Below are 16,831 nucleotides of genomic sequence, written 5' to 3' on the forward strand. Positions count from 1 at the left end.
GGGTCAGACGGTGAGGTCTCCGGAGATCACCGGGCCGACCGGGCGCGCGTCGCGGTGCTCGGCGGGGAGAGTGTTCTCGATCACGTCGGCCTCGGTCTGGATCTTCGTGGCTTCGGCCTCGGCCAGGCGCATCTTCGCGTCCGCGGTGATCTGCATGCGGTCGATCAGCGCGAGGGCGAGCGCGGAGAGGATGAAGGCGATGTGGATGATGACCTGCCACATCGCGCCCTCCCAGCTGATGCCGGTGCCGTGGCCGCCGGCGTCCGATCCGGGGGCGAAGCCGTCCTTCATGTTGGCGACCTCGATGAAGCTCTTCAGCAGGTGGATCGAGGAGATGCCGACGATGGCCATCGCGAGCTTGACCTTCAGCACGTTGGCGTTCACGTGGCTCAGCCACTCCGGCTGGTCCGGGTGCTGCTCGAGGTTGATCTTCGACACGAACGTCTCGTAGCCGCCGACGATCACCATGATCAGCAGGTTCGCGATCATCGCCACATCGATCAGGCCGAGCACGCCCAACATGATGGTGGACTCGTCGGGGTGGTGTCCGTGCATCAGCTGTCCGACGACGTCATCGCCGACCAGACCGATGAGGTCGATGATGAACACGACGACGTAGACGAGCTGCGCGACGATCAGGCCGACGTAGATCGGAGCCTGCAACCAGCGGCTGGCGAAGATGAAGGCGCCCAGCGCCTTCGCGCTGGGCCGCTCGTTGTAGCTGGCGGGCGCGGAATGATGGGCCACGGGGTCCCCTTCTCGGTGGCGAACGCATCAAGACTAGTCGGGCAGCGGCCGGAATCCGCCTTCGGTTGGGGGTCAGTCGGTGGCGAGGAAAGCGGCCCAGAGCTCGGCGCGGGCTGGGAAGCCGCCGAGGTCCGTGCCGAGGACCTGCTCCGCGGCCCGGACGCGCGCGCGGATCGTGTGCCGGTGCACGCCCAGGGCGCGGGCGGTCGCCTCGTGGGAGCCGTCGTGCTCGAGGAACGCGCGCAGGGTCGACGCCAGGGCGCTGCGCTCGGCCGCGTCGTGCGCGCGCAACGGCGCGAGGATCGCCGCCGCCACCGTGCGGGCGTCCTCGGACGCATTGGCGAGCACCCCCTGTGCCCGCTTGCCGGAGAAGCGCACCACACCCGGTGCTCCACCGCGCAGTACCGCGGCAGCCTGCGCGGCACCGGCTGCCAGGTCGGCGTGCGTGACCGGATCGGACAGGCCCACGCGGACGGCGAAGCGGACGGCGATCTCGTCCGGCACCGTCGAATCCGCTCCGCAGATGAGGAGCAGATCGTCTCCGGATCGACCGAAGAACACCGCCGAAGCGATCTCGAGCGCCTCGGAGATCACCAGCGATGTCCCGGACTCGGCGACGCGTGCGACGCGCACGGGCGCGGCCGGCAGCGCGATGCCGACGTCGCGCCCCACCGCGCGCACCAGCGGGAGAGAGCCGGCGAGGGCGAGCTCCACGAGCCCGGCGCGGAGCCGGCCGCGCGCCCGCTGCAGGCCCTGCTGCTGCTCCAGCGCGAGTCCGGCCAGGGCCACGACCGAGGTGATGACACCGCGCCCCTCCTGATCGAGCTCGCCGGACGCGATCGCGAGCACCCCGCGCAGACGACCGCCGCGACCGAGAGTCTGGAGTGTGAAATCCGTCCCCTCGATGCCGATGGCGGACGCCGCGCGCGAACCGCGCCGGAGCACCGCCTCCACCTCCTGGCGGACCGCGTCGGCGCTCTCCGGCGTGAGCTCGCGGTCGGTGTTCTCCAAACGGAGCACGCCGCCGGCGTCGTAGAGCCCGACCCAGGTGTCCAGTTGGCGTCCGAGCTCGGCGACCGTGCGGGCGAGTCCGTCCGGGCGGAGGGCCGCCAGCGCCAATGCGCGCTGCGCGGCCAGCGCCCACGATCGCCGCGCGTACGACTGCGCCGCGACGGCTTCCGCATTGGCGCGGGCCACGGCGATGAACGGCGTCCGGTAGGGGACCTCGAACAACGGAAGGCCCACCGCCGCGCACGCGTCCGGGAGGCGGGCGGGCATCGCGGGACGGACCACCGCGGTGCCGAATCCCAGTCCGAGAACGCCGCGTCGAGCGAGCCGGCTGACGTACTCGTCGATCACGCTGTCCTCCGCGTCCGGATCGAACTGCGTCCCGGTGGTCAGCAGCACCAGGTCATCCGCGAGGAAGGGGGTCGGGTCGCTGAGGTCGGTGCTGTGGACCCAGCGCACCGGGCGATCGAGCGCCTCCGCCCGCCGCGCGTCCTCCGCACCGAGCAGCGTCAGCCCCAGGTCAGCGCGCTTGAGCAGCGTGCGGAGGGTCGGTTCGGCGTCGGCCGTGGCGATCATGGGGTGTCCACTCTGTATGGTCAGGGCGTTCAAATCGTACCGATCGTATAGTGCGCGGTGGTGATGCGCGGCCGTACGCTCGGCGTCATGAGCACCACCGATGCCACCCTCACCACTCCCACCGGCGGACCCTCCCTTGCGCAGGAGCGACGCCTCGTGACCTCGATCCCGGGTCCGCGATCGCAGGAACTGCTCGATCGCAAGGCCGCGGCCGTGCCCGCCGGCGTCGGCCATACGGTTCCGATCTCCGCCGTCGCGGCCGGTGGTGGCGTCGTCGTGGACGCGGACGGCAACTCGTTGATCGACCTCGGCTCCGGCATCGCGGTCACGACGGTGGGCAACGCCCACCCCAGGGTCGTCGCGGCCGTGCAGGAGCAGATCGCGCAGTTCAGCCACACCTGCTTCATGATCTCGCCGTACGAGTCCTACGTCGCCGTCGCGGAGAAGCTCAACGAGCTCACCCCCGGTGACCACGACAAGCGCACCGCGCTGTTCAACTCCGGTGCCGAGGCCGTGGAGAACGCCGTGAAGATCGCGCGCAAGTTCACCGGTCGCCCGGCCGTCGTCGCCTTCGACCACGGCTATCACGGCCGCACCAACCTCACCATGGCGCTGACGGCGAAGTCCATGCCGTACAAGAGCGGCTTCGGCCCCTTCGCTCCCGAGGTGTACCGGATGCCGGCGTCGTACCCCTTCCGTGACCACCTGACCGGACCGGAGGCGGCCGCCAAGGCCATCTCGCTGATCGAGAAGCAGATCGGCGCGGACAACCTCGCCGCCGTACTGATCGAGCCGATCCAGGGTGAGGGCGGCTTCATCGTCCCCGCCGACGGATTCCTCCCGGCGATCGTGGACTGGTGCAAGGCGAACGGCGTCGTCTTCATCGCCGACGAGGTGCAGAGCGGTTTCGCCCGCACCGGCTCCTGGTTCGCGAGCGAGCAGTTCGGCATCGTCCCGGATCTCGTCACCACGGCCAAGGGCATCGCCGGTGGTCTGCCGCTGGCCGGTGTCACCGGCCGTGCCGAGATCATGGACGCCAGCCACGCCGGCGGTCTCGGTGGCACGTACGGCGGCAACCCCGTCGCCTGTGCCGCCGCCCTCGCCACGATCGAGGCCTACGCCGAGGAGGACCTCGCCGCCCGTGCCCGGGAGATCGGTGAGATCCTCACCGCACGTCTGAGCGCCGTGGACGACCCGCGCATCGGCGAGGTCCGGGGCCGTGGGGCGATGATCGCCGCGGAGTTCATCGATCCGGCGACCGGTGCACCCGCGCCGGAGCTCGCCGGTGCCGTCGCGAAGGCCGCGATCGCCGAGGGCGTCATCGTCCTCACGTGCGGCACGTACGGCAACGTCATCCGGTTCCTGCCCCCGCTGTCCATCGGCGACGAGCTGCTGGGCGAGGGCCTGGACATCGTCCTGGCCGCCCTCGCCGCCGCCTGATCACCGTTCGAACGCTCGCGATCGATGTCCCCGCCGCCCGGCGCGGACACCGCTGACCGGCGAACCCGAGAAAGAGAAAGCACACATGACTGAGCGTGAATCGGCCCTTCTGGCCGACGTGCCGACCGGACTGTTCATCGGTGGGGAATGGGTGGACGGTGAGGGTGGCGCCACCTTCGACGTGCGCGATCCCGCCACGAACGAGGTCATCCACACGATCGCGTCCGCCTCTGCGGCCGACGGCATCCGGGCGCTGGACGCGGCGGTCGCCGCGCAGGATGCCTGGGCCGCCACCGCGCCGCGCACACGCAGCGACATCATGCGCCGGGCGTTCGACCTCGTCGCGGAGCGGGCCGAGGATCTCGCCCTGCTGATGACGCTGGAGATGGGCAAGCCGCTGGCCGAGGCCCGCGGCGAGGTGGCCTACGGCAACGAGTTCAACCGCTGGTTCAGTGAAGAGGCGGTCCGGATCGCCGGACGCTACGGGCTGAACCCGGAGGGCACCGGCACCATGGTGGTCTCGCAGCGTCCGGTCGGGCCGTGCTTCTTCGTCACCCCGTGGAACTTCCCGTTCGCGATGGCGACGCGCAAGATCGCCCCCGCGCTCGCGGCCGGTTGCACGGTCGTGATCAAGCCCCCGGCACTGACGCCGCTGTCGACGATGTACTTCGCGGCGATCCTCGCCGAGGCCGGGCTCCCGGCGGGCGTGGTCAACGTCGTGCCGACCGCGAGCTCGTCCAAGCTGTCCGGACCGATCATCGCCGACCCGCGGCTGCGCAAGCTGTCCTTCACGGGGTCCACCGAGGTCGGGCGCAAGCTCATCGCACAGGCCGCCGAGGGCGTGCTGCGGGTGTCGATGGAGCTCGGCGGCAACGCGCCGTTCGTCGTGTTCGAGGACGCCGACCTGGACAAGGCGGTGGAGGGCGCCCTCGCCGCGAAGTTCCGCAATATCGGTCAGGCGTGCACGGCCGCGAACCGCTTCATCGTGCAGTCCTCGGTGGCGGAGGAATTCGCCCGTCGCGTGACCGAGCGCGTCGACGCGATGCGGATCGGACGTGGCACCGAGGACGGTGTGCAGATCGGTCCGCTGATCGACCAGGACGCCGTGGCCAAGGCGGACGAGCTGGTGCAGGACGCCGTTTCGCGCGGCGCCACCGTCACCACCGGTGGTGAGGCGATCGCGGGCGCGGGCTCGTTCTACCAGCCGACGGTGCTCACCGGGGTGGCGGACGGTTCGCAGATCCTGCGTGAGGAGATCTTCGGCCCGGTGCTCGCCATCGCGACGTTCGAGGAGGAGGAGGACGCCGTCCGCCTGGCCAACGACACCGAGTACGGACTCGTGTCCTACGTCTTCACTCAGGACCTGGCGCGCGGACAACGGATGATCGATCGCCTCGAGACGGGCATGATGGGTCTCAACGTGGGCGTCGTCTCCAACGCCGCGGCCCCGTTCGGCGGCGTGAAGCAGTCGGGTGTCGGGCGCGAGGGCGGCCTCGAAGGAATCCACGAGTACCTGTCCACGAAGTACACGCTCATTCCGGTGAGCTGAACGGAAGGAAGAGGATGACCGACTACGTCGTCACCGACCCGTCGACCGGCCAGCGCGTGGCGGAGTATCCCACCGCCACGGCGGCCGAGGTCGAACAGGCCGTCGCGATCGCTCATGAGGCGTTCGCCGGCTGGTCCCGCTCGTCGACGGTCGCGGACCGTGCGAGCCTGCTGCATCGTGCGGCCGAGCTGCACCGCGAACGTCGCGAGGAGCTCGCCGACATCATCGTGCGCGAGATGGGCAAGATCCGCGAGGGTGCGCTCGGGGAGGTGGACTTCGCCGCCGACATCATCGACTACTACGCCGAGAACGCCGAGACGCTGACCGCGGATCGTCCCATCGAGCTCCTCGGTGGCACCGGGACGGCGATCATCCGCCGCGCACCGCTGGGCGTGCTGCTGGGCATCATGCCGTGGAACTTCCCCTACTACCAGGTGGCGCGGTTCGCGGCGCCGAACCTCGTCAACGGCAACACGATCCTGCTCAAGCACGCGCCGCAGTGTCCGGAGTCCGCGGACGCGATCGAGAAGATCTTCCGCGACGCCGGCTTCCCGGAGGGGGCGTACGTCAACGTGCGCGCCACGAACGAGCAGGCCGCCGACATCATCGCGGACCCGCGCGTGCAGGGCGTCTCGCTGACCGGCTCCGAGCGCGCCGGTGCGGCCGTCGCCGAGGTGGCCGGCCGGAACCTGAAGAAGGTCGCGCTCGAGCTGGGCGGATCCGACCCGTTCATCCTGCTGTCCACGGACGACCTCGACGCCGCCGTCACCGCCGGTGTCGACGCGCGCCTGGACAACACCGGACAGGCCTGCAACGGCGCGAAGCGCTTCATCGTGGCGGACGGGCTGTACGACGAGTTCCTGGCGAAGTTCGTCGCGGCGATGGGTGCGGCCACGGTCGGGGATCCGCGTGCGGAGGACACCGTGCTCGGCCCGCTGTCGAGCCTCGCCGCCGCGGAGCGCCTGCAGGATCAGGTCGACGGCGCCGTGGCGCAGGGGGCGACGCTGGCCCTCGGGGGGACGCGCGAGGGCGCCTTCTTCCCGGCCACCGTGCTGACCGATGTCACGCCGGAGATGGACGTGTACCGCGAGGAGCTGTTCGGCCCCGCCGCCGTCGTCTACCGGGTGGCGGGGGAGGAGGAGGCCGTCGCGCTCGCGAACGACACCTCGTTCGGCCTCGGGTCCTACGTGTTCACCACGGACGCGGATCAGGCCGAGCGCATCGCGAACGCCCTGGACGCCGGGATGGTCTACGTCAACATCGTGCTGGCGGACTCGCCCGAGCTCCCCTTCGGTGGCGTCAAGCGCTCCGGCACCGGCCGTGAGCTCGGCGCGCTCGCGGCCGATGAGTTCGTCAACAAGAAGCTCATCCGCATCGCCGGCTGAGAGGAGCCCACCGGGGCGCACGCTCGGATGCTGAGTGAAAGGGAGTGGCGGACGCGGATGAGTTACCTTACACTGGTCGCGTTATGATGCGTTCGCCCGGCCGGCCGAAGGACGAGGCGATCGATCACGCCCTTGCAGGCGCGATCACGGACATCATCCACGAGGGAGACACGGCCGAGGTCACGGTCCGGCGGTTGGCGTCGCGCGCGGGGGTAACGCGCGACGCCTTCTACCGCCGGTTCACGGGCCTCGGCCACTTCCTCATCACGATCGCGGTCGCCCGCTACGAGGTCGGCTTCGCGCCCGACACGGGGGACCTCGGCGAAGACCTGCACCGGATCCAGCTCGAGCAGATCGCGATGTTCTCCGATCCCGTCTCGAAGCGCTTTCTCGCTGTGCTCATGCATGCGGTCGCCTCGGACCCGACCGCAGCGCGAGCGTTCGACGAGAAGTTCCTGGCGCCGCGTCGGGTGGCCTTCCTCGCCGTGCTCGACCGTGCGGTCGCGCGCGGTGAGATTCCGCCGGTCGCCGACCCGGACGCGGCCCTGGCGATGACGGCGGGGCCGATGTTCTTCCGAGCGCTGCTCCCGGCCACCGGAGAGCTCGACGACGCGTTCGCGCGCTCCAGTGCGGACGCGCTGCACGCGATGCTGCGCGCCGGTGCGTGCTGACCCCGTCCGGATGAGCCTCGACACGCCCCGGCGTCGGCCTCGGTTCGCCCGCCCCGTGCCGATGCCGTATGCTTGTCGAAGCAGTTGATATCTGCATTCTTTCGCCATGCTCTTCGAGCCGGCGGCGGAGCGGATATCCTCTGGAGGCCCGTCCGGGCCTCTAGGGCGGTAGCTCAATTGGCAGAGCAGCGGTCTCCAAAACCGCAGGTTGCAGGTTCGATTCCTGTCCGCCCTGCGCGTCAGCGCACGCTGACCACGAAAGGTACATGCAGGATGGATCAGGACGCTTCGCGCGGTGAAGTCGCGGCGACGAGCGGCGCGACCCGTGAGAAGAAGCCCAACATCTTCGCTCGCATCGCGCTGTTCATCCGCCAGGTCTTCGCTGAGCTTCGCAAGGTCGTCACGCCCACCCGGCAGGAGCTGCTGAAGTACACCGCAGTCGTGCTCGGATTCGTCATCGTGATGATGGCGCTGGTGTACGGCCTGGACACGCTGTTCACCTGGGTGACAGCGGTGGTCTTCGGAGCTCCGTAGGAGATATCGGTTCCGCCCGTCCGGGGCAGAAGCCGCAGCGAACGAAAGAGATGTCCGTGGCTGAACGATTCAACGACGACGCCGACTGGGGTCCGTCCGCCGAGCAGTCCAGCGAGGTCGACGAGAACCAGACCGGCGACATCGACCGCGTGGAGGACCGCGCCAGCGATGCCGCCGAGACGGCCGCGATCCACGTCGTCGACGAGGACAGTGACCACGACGACGTCGAAGACGATGAGGTCGCCGTGGAGAACGGCGACTACGAGAACGACAACGAGCAGGCGCTGGAGGCCGAGGCTGACGCGATCCTCGATGCCCATCCTGCTGTGGAGGAGGACGACAACGTGACCCCGTACGACGGTCCCGACATCAACGGCGAGCCGGACGAGCCCGTGCTCGACCCCGAATTCACGGAGACGGTCGCGGCCGCATCGGCCGAGGTCGATGCCGTCGCCGAGGACTCCGACGTGGCCGCCGAGGCCGAGCTGGAGGATGCTCCCGAGGCCGAGGTGGACCCCTACGAGGAGTTCAAGCTCGAACTGCGTCTGCTCCCGGGCAAGTGGTACGTCATCCACTCCTACGCCGGTTTCGAGCGCAAGGTGAAGTCCAACATCGAGCAGCGCAAGGCGACGCTCGAGGTCGAGGACGACATCTACCAGATCGAGGTCCCGATGGAGGACGTCGTCGAGATCAAGAACGGCCAGCGCAAGATGGTCACGCGCGTCCGGATCCCCGGTTACGTGCTCGTTCGCATGGAGCTCAACGAGGACACCTGGTCGGTCGTCCGCCACACGCCGGGTGTCACCGGCTTCGTCGGCAACGCGCACAACCCGACGCCGCTGCGTTTCGATGAGGCGTTCAACATGCTGAAGTCGCTCGTGGAGGTCAAGGAGTCCGCTCCGACCAAGAGCGGTGCCAAGACCGGCGGCGCCGTCCGTTCGGTTCAGGCCGAGGTCGACTTCGAGATCGGTGAGACCATCACCATCAAGGAGGGCTCGTTCGCGGGTCTGCCGGGCACGATCTCCGAGATCAAGCCGGAGAGCGGCAAGCTCACCGTGCTCGTCTCGCTGTTCGAGCGCGAGACGCCGGTCGAGCTGTCGTTCGACCAGGTCACCAAGATGGTCTGACGCTCCCACGCGTTCGTGCGAAGGCCCCGCTCCGGCGGGGCCTTCGCCATTCCCGGACCGGGTCTCGGTACGTATGATGTTTGCCGGGGAACGAGCGACGGAGGGGAGAGCGCGCCATGGTCGAACCGGAACCGTCGCGCCCCGATGACCGTCACCTGCTGCGCTCCATGCTGCGGCACCTGGCGATCGACTCCGGCGTGGGGGTGCTGTTCGCCGGGCTCGTCGACGACGACTCGCTCACGATCACCGAGCTCCTCGGCACGAGCACGGACAGCCTCCGCCGGCTCTGGGTGCGCCCGGGGGAGGGTGTCGGTGGCGGCGCGATGGCGCGGTTGCGCCCGACCGTCGTCGCGGACTACGTCAGCAGCGACCACATCTCGCATCAGCACGACGCCGCCGTCCGTCAGGAGGGGCTGAGGTCGATGATCGCGGTTCCGGTCATGGTGGACGGCAGTCCCCGAGCGGTCGTGTACGCGGCCACGCGCGAGCGCGTCTCCATCGGGGACGTCGTGGCCGACGACCTGCTGCGCTCCACTCGCGCGATCGCCAGTGAGCTTCAGATCCGGGACGAGGTCGACCGGCGACTCAGCGTCATCCGGGGGACCGAGCTCGCCCTGCCGAACGTCGACCGGGATGTCCTCTCGGCGGTGCAGACCGCGCACGCCGAGCTCGTCGCGCTGGCCAGCTCCACTCCGGATCCGGAACTGGCGCGGACGATCCTGGGCATCACCGGCCGGTTGACCGGCGGGGGAAACGAGTTCGGACGCGTGGAGATGCCGGATCTGACACGCCGCGAGTCCGACGTGCTGGCCCAAGTGGCTCTGGGGTGCTCGTACGCCGAGGCGGGGCGGCGCCTGGGGCTGAAGCCGGATACCGTCAAGGGCTACATGCAGACGGTGACCCGCAAGCTCGGAGTGCACTCCCGTCATGAGGCCGTCGCCACCGCGCGCCGCCTCCGCCTGCTGCCCTGATCCTGATCCGTCCCGCCGCCTCCGGGGGCGACCCTCCATCGGGGGGTGGGCCCCGAAAACGGGGTCGTGTTTCCATCGACATCTCGCGCATCGCAGCGCGAGCCACGTCAAAGGAGACGCGATGACCACCACCTCCACCACGACGGATTCGACCGTCGACAACCTGGCGGCCACCCGAACCCCGGCCCGGCGCGCGTCGCCGTCGCGAGCACCGTCGGCAGCGTGATCGAGTTCTACGACTTCATCATCTACGGGACCGCGGCCGCGCTCGTCTTCCCGGCCGTGTTCTTCCCGGCACTCGGCCCCGCGGCCGGCACCATCGCCTCTTTCGCGACCTTCGCCGTCGCGTTCGTGGCTCGTCCGCTCGGCGCGCTGATCTTCGGACACTTCGGTGACAAGCTCGGCCGCAAGAAGACCCTCGTGGTCACGCTGCTGATCATGGGCGGCGCGACCGCCCTCGTCGGTGTGCTGCCGGACGCCTCCGCGATCGGCGTCGCCGCACCGATCCTCCTGATCGCGCTGCGCTTCCTGCAGGGCATCGCGGTCGGTGGTGAGTGGGCCGGTGCCGCGCTGATGGCGACCGAACACGCCCCCGCGCACCGCCGCGGCCTGTGGGCGTCGTTCCCGCAGCTCGGTGCCTCGCTGGGCTTCGCACTGGCCAGCGCCACGTTCCTCATCACGAACCTCACCCTGGGTGACCAGTCCGATGCCTTCATCTCCTGGGCCTGGCGCATTCCGTTCGTGGTCAGCGCCCTCATGGTGCTGATCGGCCTCTACATCCGCCTGAAGGTCGAGGAGACCCCGGTGTTCCGCGAGGAGCAGGAGCGTGCCGCCGCCGCTCCGGCCACCGCGCCGCGCCGCCTTCCGGTTCTCGAGGCTCTGCGCCACCAGCCGCGCGAGGTGCTCCTCGGTGGAGGCGCCGCGGTCCTGCTGTTCGCCTTCTTCTACATCGGAACCGCGTTCCTGACCAGCTACGGCACCGCAACCCTCGGACTCAGCCGGCCGGCCGTGCTCACGATGGGCATCATCGCCGCGCTGTGCTTCTCCGTCGGTACGATCCTCGCCGGCGCGCTGTCGGACCGCTTCGGCCGCCGCCGCGTGATCCTCGTCTCGGTGATCATCGCCGTTCCGTGGGCGCTGGCCCTGTTCCCGCTGCTGGACATCGGTGAGCTGTGGGCGTTCGGTGTGGGACTGTCCGTGACGATGTTCATCACCGGCGGCTCGTACGGTCCGGTCGGGTCGTACCTGCCCGAGCTCTTCGCCACGCGCTACCGCTACACCGGTGCGGGCATGGCCTACAACCTCGCCGCCCTCGTCGGCGGTGGCATCACGCCGCTGGTCGCGGCATCGCTCGCCGGCTCGTTCGGCGGAAACGCGATCGGCCTCCTGCTGGCCGGCGTCGCAGTCGTGAGCGTGATCTGCATCCTCGTGCTCCGTGAGACGCGCGGCGCATCACTGCGCGATCGCGACTGACCTCCTCACCCGAAAGGAACCCCTCCCATGACCATCACCACCGGCCAGAGCGCACCGCACGTCCTCTCCGCGAATGACGAGCCGCTGACCCCGCTGCGGTTCCTGCAGCGCTCGGCGGAGGTCTTCCCGCGGAAGACGGCGATCTCCTACGGCGCCCGGACGTACACGTACGCCGGGTTCGCCGCGGAGGCGGAGCGGCTGGCGGAGGTGTTCGCGGCGGAGATCGAGCCGGGCGACCGGATCGCCTACCTCTCCGCGAACACGCCGGAGCTGCTGATCGGCCACTTCGCCGTTCCGCTGGCCGGTGGTGTCCTGGTCGCGATCAACTCCCGGCTCAGCCGGGCCGAGATCGAGTACATTCTGGAGCACTCCGGCGCCCGCATCCTCGTGATCGACGCGGAGCTGCTCACCTCGATCGGGGACATCGTCGCGACGGTGCCGTCCGTCGAGACGCTGGTCGAGGTGCCGGACGAGGAGTTCGGGCAGCCCGGCGGGCACGTCGAGGTCGGCCAGATCTCCTACGCCGATTACCTCACCCGGGCCGGCGAGGCGGTGTCCTGGCACATCGAGGACGAGCGCGCCCCCATCTCGATCAACTACACCTCCGGGACCACCGGGAAGCCGAAGGGCGTCGTGTACACCCACCGCGGCGCCTACCTGAACTCCCTCGGTGAGATCTTCCACCAGCAGCTCGTGCCGTCCTCCGTGTATCTGTGGACCCTCCCGATGTTCCACTGCAACGGATGGTGCACGCCGTGGGCGGTGACGGCGGCGGGCGCGACGCACGTGGCGCTGCGCGCTGTCCGCGCCGACCCGATCTGGGACCTCATCGACGGCCTCGGCGTCACGCACCTGTGCGGCGCGCCGACGGTGTGCTCGGTCATCGCCGAGTCACCCCGCGCTCACGTCGTGGAGCGCCCGCTGCGGATCACGACGGCCGGTGCCCCGCCGTCGCCGACGATCATCGAGACGCTGCAGGAGCTCGGCATCACGGTCGTGCACGTCTACGGACTCACCGAGGTCTACGGCCCGTTCACGATCTGCGAGCCGCAGGAGGAGTGGGAGGGCCTGCCCGCCGCCGAGCGGGCTCGTCTGCTCGCTCGCCAGGGCGTCGGCATGGTCCAGGCCGAGTCGGCGCGCGTCGTGGACGCCGACGGAAATGACGTGCCGGCGGACGGCATCACGATCGGTGAGATCGTGCTGCGCGGCAATAACGTGATGAAGGAGTACTTCCGCGACCACCGCGCCACCGCCGAGGCGTTCCGGGGCGGCTGGTTCCACACCGGTGACCTCGGGGTCATGCACACGGACCGCTACATCGAGCTGAAGGACCGCGCGAAGGACATCGTGATCTCCGGCGGAGAGAACATCTCAACGGTCGAGGTCGAGCAGGCCGTGGTGTCGCATGACGCCGTTCTCGAGGCCGCCGTGGTCGGGCGTCCGGATGACAAGTGGGGTGAGCGTCCGGTCGCGTTCGTCGTGCTGCGCGCCGGACACGAGGTGGACGCCGAGGAACTGCGCATTCACACCCGCAGTCGTCTCGCCGCGTTCAAGGTGCCGGACCGGTTCGTCTTCCTGGCTGAGCTGCCGCACACGTCCACCGGCAAGGTGCAGAAGTTCGAACTGCGCTCCCGCGCCATCGACCTCGCCGCCGCCTGAGCCGGGAGCTCTCGCGGTCGAAGCGGCCGGCGTCCATGGGGTAGACTTGTGTGGTTTGTGCGCCGCTTCGGCGTGCGCACGGACAGCACCACGTGCCGGACTCGCCGGTGACGTGGGAGAGCGGGCCGTCCGGTCCGCTCGGAGAAAGGAAACGGAATGGCACCCAAGAAGAAGGTGACCGGCCTGATCAAGCTTCAGATCCAGGCCGGCGCTGCCAACCCCGCCCCGCCGATCGGCCCTGCGCTCGGTCAGCACGGCGTGAACATCATGGAGTTCTGCAAGGCGTACAACGCCGCGACGGAGTCGCAGCGCGGCAACGTCATCCCCGTCGAGATCACCGTCTACGAGGACCGCAGCTTCACGTTCATCCTGAAGACCCCGCCGGCCGCTGAGCTCATCAAGAAGGCCGCCGGTCTTCCCAAGGGCTCCGCGACGCCGCACACGGTCAAGGTGGGCAAGCTCACCAAGGACCAGGTTCGTCAGATCGCCGAGACCAAGATGCCCGACCTGAACGCGAACGACATCGAGAACGCTTCGCGCATCATCGCCGGAACCGCCCGCTCCATGGGCATCACGGTCGAGGACTGAGGGGAATAACGACAATGGCTAAGTCCAAGGCTTACACCGCTGCCCTCGCCAAGATCGAGGACGGCAAGTTCTACACTCCGAGCGAGGCCGTGGCTCTCGCGAAGGAGACCGGTTCGACCAAGACGGACTCCACCGTCGAGGTCGCGCTCAAGCTCTCGGTCGACCCGCGCAAGGCGGACCAGATGGTTCGTGGCACGGTCATGCTGCCCAACGGCACGGGTAAGACCGCGCGCGTCATCGTGTTCGCGAACGGTCCGGCCGCTGAGGCCGCCATCGCCGCGGGCGCTGACGAGGTCGGCTCGACCGAGCTGATCGAGAAGGTCGCCGGCGGTTGGACCGACTTCGACGCCGCAGTCTCCACGCCGGAGCTGATGGGCCAGGTCGGTCGCCTCGGTAAGGTGCTGGGTCCGCGTGGCCTCATGCCGAACCCGAAGACCGGCACCGTCACCCCGAACCCGGCCAAGGCCGTCGAGGAGATCAAGGGCGGCAAGATCGAGTTCCGCGTCGACAAGCACGCCAACGTGCACTTCATCGTCGGCAAGGCCTCGTTCTCGGCTGAGCAGCTGAACGAGAACATCACGGCTGCGCTGGACGAGATCGTCCGCCTCAAGCCGTCGAGCTCGAAGGGCCGTTACATCCAGAAGGGCGCCGTGTCGACCACGTTCGGCCCGGGCATCCCGCTGGACGTCAACGCCATCTGAGTCTGCTGACTCGCACGAAGGCCTCCGCCACTCGGCGGGGGCCTTCGTCGTTCGGGCGCGGTCATGCAGGGTAATGTTCCCTGACTCGGAGGGGGCTCGGCGGCTACGGTGAACCGTCGCCGCTTCGAGTCCCGGCGACGTGAAGGAGCCCCATGTCCCGTCGTCAGTTCACCGCCGCATCCGTGCTGATCGTCACCGCGCTCGCGCTCGCCGGCTGCGCGGGGGCTTCAAGCTCCACGGGCGATGCCACCGGCGCGGCGACCGAGGACTACGGGCTGGTTGAGTCCGGCACCCTCACCGTCGCGACGGAGGGCACCTATCGCCCCTTCAGCTTCCACGAGGACGGCGGCGGGGAACTGACCGGCTACGACGTGGAGATCGCGCGTGCGGTCGCCGATGAGCTCGGCCTGAAGGTGGAGTTCAAGGAGACGCAGTGGGATGCGATCTTCGCCGGCCTGGATGCGCAGCGGTTCGACGTGATCGCCAACCAGGTCACGATCAACGACGAGCGCAAGGCGAAGTACGCCTTGAGCGCGCCGTACACGGTCTCCCACGGCGTGATCGTGGTGAAGGGCGACAACTCCGACATCACCTCGTTCGCCTCGCTCAAGGGCAAGACCACAGCGCAGTCGCTGAGCAGCAACTGGCACGATCTGGCCGTCGAGTCCGGCGCGAAGGTCGAAGCCGTCGAGGGGTGGGCGCAGGCCGTCGCCCTGCTTCAGCAGGGCCGCGTCGACGCCACGATCAATGACGAGCTGACCTTCCTGGACTACAAGAAGATCGACGGTGCCAAGGATCTGAAGATCGCGGCGGAGACCGACGACGCCGGCGAAGCCGCGTTCGCTGCGCGGAAGGACGAGGACAAGCTCATGGCGGCGATCGACGGCGCGCTGGAGAAGCTGCGCGCAGACGGCACCCTCGCGAAGCTCGGCGAGAAGTACTTCGGCCAGGACGTCTCCGAGTAGTGGACGGGAGCCTGCTCCAGCTGCTCTGGGACTCCCTCGGCCCGATCGTCCTGGGGGGCCTGACCGGCACGATCCCGCTGTCGCTGGCGTCGTTCGCGATCGGTCTCGTGATCGCGTTCGGCGTGGCCCTGATGCGGCTGTCGCACAACGCGCTCCTGCGCTGGCTGGCGCGGGCCTACGTCTCCGTGATCCGCGGCACGCCACTGCTGGTCCAGTTGTTCGTGATCTTCTACGGCCTGCCCTCGATCGGCGTCACGGTACCGCCGTGGCCCAGCGCCATCCTCGCGCTGGCGCTGAATGTGGGTGGCTACGCCGCCGAGGTGATCCGAGCCGCCATCCTGTCGGTGCCCAAGGAGCAGTGGGAAGCCGGCTTCATGATCGGCATGTCACGCGGCGAGACGCTGTGGCGGATCATCCTGCCGCAGGCGATCCGCGTGGCGATCCCACCGCTGTCGAACACCTTCATCTCGTTGGTGAAGGACAGCTCACTCGCCTCTCTCGTGCTGGTCACGGAACTGTTCCGCCAGGCGCAGCAGATCGCCTCGGCGTCTTACGAGTTCCTGGCGATCTACATCGAGGCGGCGGCCGTGTACTGGGTGATCTGTCTGGTGCTCTCGTGGGGGCAGAGTCGGATCGAGAGGAAGCTGGAGAACCGTGTCGCTCGATGATCTGGACCCCACCCTGCCGCTGCTGACCGCGTCCGGCATCACCAAACGCTTCGGTGACAACGAGGTGCTGCGCGGCGTGAACCTGGAGGTGCAGCGCGGCGAGGTCGTCGTCCTGATCGGGCCGAGCGGTTCGGGTAAGACCACGCTGCTGCGCTCGCTGAACGGCCTGGAGGTTCCGGACGAGGGCACGATCGAGATCCGTCCCGACGCCCCGATCGTGTTCGATGTCGGCGTCGGGCAGTCCGCTCGCGATGCCCTCCGCGACCGGTCGGCGATGGTCTTCCAGCAGCACAACCTGTTCCCGCAGATGACGGTGCTGCAGAACGTGGTGGAGGGTCCCGTCCGGGTGCAGCGGGTGCCCCGCGCCGAAGCCGAGGCCCAGGCGCGTGAGCTCCTGGAGCGCGTCGGGCTCGCCGAGAAGGCGCAGGCGCGGCCGTTCGAACTCTCCGGCGGCCAGCAGCAGCGCGTCGGGATCGTGCGCGCTCTCGCACTGCGTCGCGACCTGCTGCTCTTCGACGAGCCGACCAGCGCCCTCGACCCGGAGCTCGTGGGCGAGGTGCTCAAGGTGATCGCCGAGCTCGCTGCCCAGGGCTGGACGATGGTCATCGTGACGCACGAGCTGGCGTTCGCGCGCCAGGCGGCTGACCGGGTGGTGTTCCTGGACGGCGGGGTGATCGTCGAGGAGGGGACTCCCGAGCAGATCTTCACCCGGCCGACGCAGGAGCGCACCCGGAAGTTCCTCGATCGCATCCTGCGACCGCTGGACTGA

At 69.1% G+C, this 16,831-nt stretch carries 16 protein-coding genes and 1 tRNA gene; 15 read left to right on the forward strand and 2 right to left on the reverse strand.

From position 1 onward, the window contains the following. Positions 1-3: 3 nt before the first annotated feature. Together BN1193_RS02680 and BN1193_RS02685 are read right to left on the reverse strand one after the other, a co-directional pair. Positions 4-747, reverse strand: coding sequence for a TIGR00645 family protein (locus BN1193_RS02680; protein ID WP_094770230.1), 744 nt, complete (start codon positions 745-747; stop codon positions 4-6). A gap of 72 nt (positions 748-819) precedes the next feature. Then, a complete protein-coding gene (locus BN1193_RS02685) occupies positions 820-2,331 on the reverse strand; it encodes a PucR family transcriptional regulator (RefSeq protein ID WP_040163858.1) in 1,512 nt (503 codons plus the stop codon). Positions 2,332-2,418: 87 nt separating this feature from the next. Between BN1193_RS02685 and gabT the strand changes: the two genes are divergently transcribed. From gabT to BN1193_RS02760, 15 genes are all read left to right on the forward strand, one after another. Then, the gene (gabT, locus tag BN1193_RS02690) at positions 2,419-3,771 is read left to right on the forward strand and encodes a 4-aminobutyrate--2-oxoglutarate transaminase (protein ID WP_052460373.1); all 1,353 of its coding nucleotides are present in this window, start codon (positions 2,419-2,421) and stop codon (positions 3,769-3,771) included. A gap of 85 nt (positions 3,772-3,856) precedes the next feature. Further along, positions 3,857-5,320: an NAD-dependent succinate-semialdehyde dehydrogenase gene (locus tag BN1193_RS02695; protein WP_040163859.1), complete on the forward strand. Its 1,464-nt coding sequence runs from the start codon at positions 3,857-3,859 to the stop codon at positions 5,318-5,320. Positions 5,321-5,334: 14 nt separating this feature from the next. Continuing rightward, the gene (locus BN1193_RS02700; protein ID WP_040163860.1) at positions 5,335-6,705 is read left to right on the forward strand and encodes an NAD-dependent succinate-semialdehyde dehydrogenase; all 1,371 of its coding nucleotides are present in this window, start codon (positions 5,335-5,337) and stop codon (positions 6,703-6,705) included. 83 nt (positions 6,706-6,788) lie between these two features. Next, entirely contained in the window at positions 6,789-7,376 is a 588-nt protein-coding gene (locus BN1193_RS02705) for a TetR-like C-terminal domain-containing protein (RefSeq protein ID WP_040163862.1), read from the forward strand. Between the two features lie 162 nt (positions 7,377-7,538). Then, positions 7,539-7,611 (forward strand) — tRNA-Trp (locus tag BN1193_RS02710). 38 nt (positions 7,612-7,649) lie between these two features. Next, positions 7,650-7,910: a preprotein translocase subunit SecE gene (gene secE, locus BN1193_RS02715; RefSeq protein ID WP_040163864.1), complete on the forward strand. Its 261-nt coding sequence runs from the start codon at positions 7,650-7,652 to the stop codon at positions 7,908-7,910. A 56-nt stretch (positions 7,911-7,966) separates the two neighbouring features. Further along, positions 7,967-9,037 (forward strand): transcription termination/antitermination protein NusG, encoded by a 1,071-nt coding sequence (gene nusG, locus BN1193_RS02720; protein WP_040163982.1) that lies wholly within the window; start codon positions 7,967-7,969, stop codon positions 9,035-9,037. Positions 9,038-9,153: 116 nt separating this feature from the next. Then, on the forward strand, positions 9,154-10,008 hold the full coding sequence (locus BN1193_RS02725) for a helix-turn-helix transcriptional regulator (RefSeq protein WP_040163866.1): 855 nt from the start codon (positions 9,154-9,156) through the stop codon (positions 10,006-10,008). A gap of 222 nt (positions 10,009-10,230) precedes the next feature. After that, positions 10,231-11,481 carry an MFS transporter gene (locus tag BN1193_RS02730; protein ID WP_230206385.1) on the forward strand — a complete coding sequence of 417 codons (1,251 nt, stop codon included), beginning with the start codon at positions 10,231-10,233 and terminating at the stop codon, positions 11,479-11,481. 27 nt (positions 11,482-11,508) lie between these two features. Then, positions 11,509-13,140: an AMP-binding protein gene (locus BN1193_RS02735; protein ID WP_040163867.1), complete on the forward strand. Its 1,632-nt coding sequence runs from the start codon at positions 11,509-11,511 to the stop codon at positions 13,138-13,140. Between the two features lie 156 nt (positions 13,141-13,296). After that, the gene (rplK, locus tag BN1193_RS02740; RefSeq protein WP_040163869.1) at positions 13,297-13,728 is read left to right on the forward strand and encodes a 50S ribosomal protein L11; all 432 of its coding nucleotides are present in this window, start codon (positions 13,297-13,299) and stop codon (positions 13,726-13,728) included. A gap of 14 nt (positions 13,729-13,742) precedes the next feature. Beyond that, a complete protein-coding gene (rplA, locus tag BN1193_RS02745; RefSeq protein ID WP_040163871.1) occupies positions 13,743-14,429 on the forward strand; it encodes a 50S ribosomal protein L1 in 687 nt (228 codons plus the stop codon). A gap of 152 nt (positions 14,430-14,581) precedes the next feature. Then, positions 14,582-15,394: an amino acid ABC transporter substrate-binding protein gene (locus BN1193_RS02750; protein WP_040163873.1), complete on the forward strand. Its 813-nt coding sequence runs from the start codon at positions 14,582-14,584 to the stop codon at positions 15,392-15,394. Further along, a complete protein-coding gene (locus BN1193_RS02755) occupies positions 15,394-16,062 on the forward strand; it encodes an amino acid ABC transporter permease (protein ID WP_230206386.1) in 669 nt (222 codons plus the stop codon). Before BN1193_RS02750 ends, BN1193_RS02755 begins: the two co-directional genes overlap by 1 nt. Then, the gene (locus BN1193_RS02760) at positions 16,049-16,831 is read left to right on the forward strand and encodes an amino acid ABC transporter ATP-binding protein (protein WP_040163874.1); all 783 of its coding nucleotides are present in this window, start codon (positions 16,049-16,051) and stop codon (positions 16,829-16,831) included. The genes BN1193_RS02755 and BN1193_RS02760 overlap by 14 nt, the downstream gene beginning before the upstream one ends.

This window comes from Microbacterium gorillae (genome assembly GCF_000826185.2).
In the GTDB taxonomy this organism is placed as follows: Bacteria; Actinomycetota; Actinomycetes; order Actinomycetales; family Microbacteriaceae; genus Microbacterium; species Microbacterium gorillae.

Coding starts and splice junctions, on each gene's coding strand:
- BN1193_RS02685 (WP_040163858.1), bottom strand. CDS start 2,331: ATGATCGCCACGGCCGACGCCGAACCGACCCTCCGCACGCTGCTCAAG.
- gabT (WP_052460373.1), top strand. CDS start 2,419: ATGAGCACCACCGATGCCACCCTCACCACTCCCACCGGCGGACCCTCC.
- BN1193_RS02695 (WP_040163859.1), top strand. CDS start 3,857: ATGACTGAGCGTGAATCGGCCCTTCTGGCCGACGTGCCGACCGGACTG.
- BN1193_RS02700 (WP_040163860.1), top strand. CDS start 5,335: ATGACCGACTACGTCGTCACCGACCCGTCGACCGGCCAGCGCGTGGCG.
- BN1193_RS02705 (WP_040163862.1), top strand. CDS start 6,789: ATGATGCGTTCGCCCGGCCGGCCGAAGGACGAGGCGATCGATCACGCC.
- secE (WP_040163864.1), top strand. CDS start 7,650: ATGGATCAGGACGCTTCGCGCGGTGAAGTCGCGGCGACGAGCGGCGCG.
- BN1193_RS02725 (WP_040163866.1), top strand. CDS start 9,154: ATGGTCGAACCGGAACCGTCGCGCCCCGATGACCGTCACCTGCTGCGC.
- BN1193_RS02735 (WP_040163867.1), top strand. CDS start 11,509: ATGACCATCACCACCGGCCAGAGCGCACCGCACGTCCTCTCCGCGAAT.
- rplK (WP_040163869.1), top strand. CDS start 13,297: ATGGCACCCAAGAAGAAGGTGACCGGCCTGATCAAGCTTCAGATCCAG.
- rplA (WP_040163871.1), top strand. CDS start 13,743: ATGGCTAAGTCCAAGGCTTACACCGCTGCCCTCGCCAAGATCGAGGAC.
- BN1193_RS02750 (WP_040163873.1), top strand. CDS start 14,582: ATGTCCCGTCGTCAGTTCACCGCCGCATCCGTGCTGATCGTCACCGCG.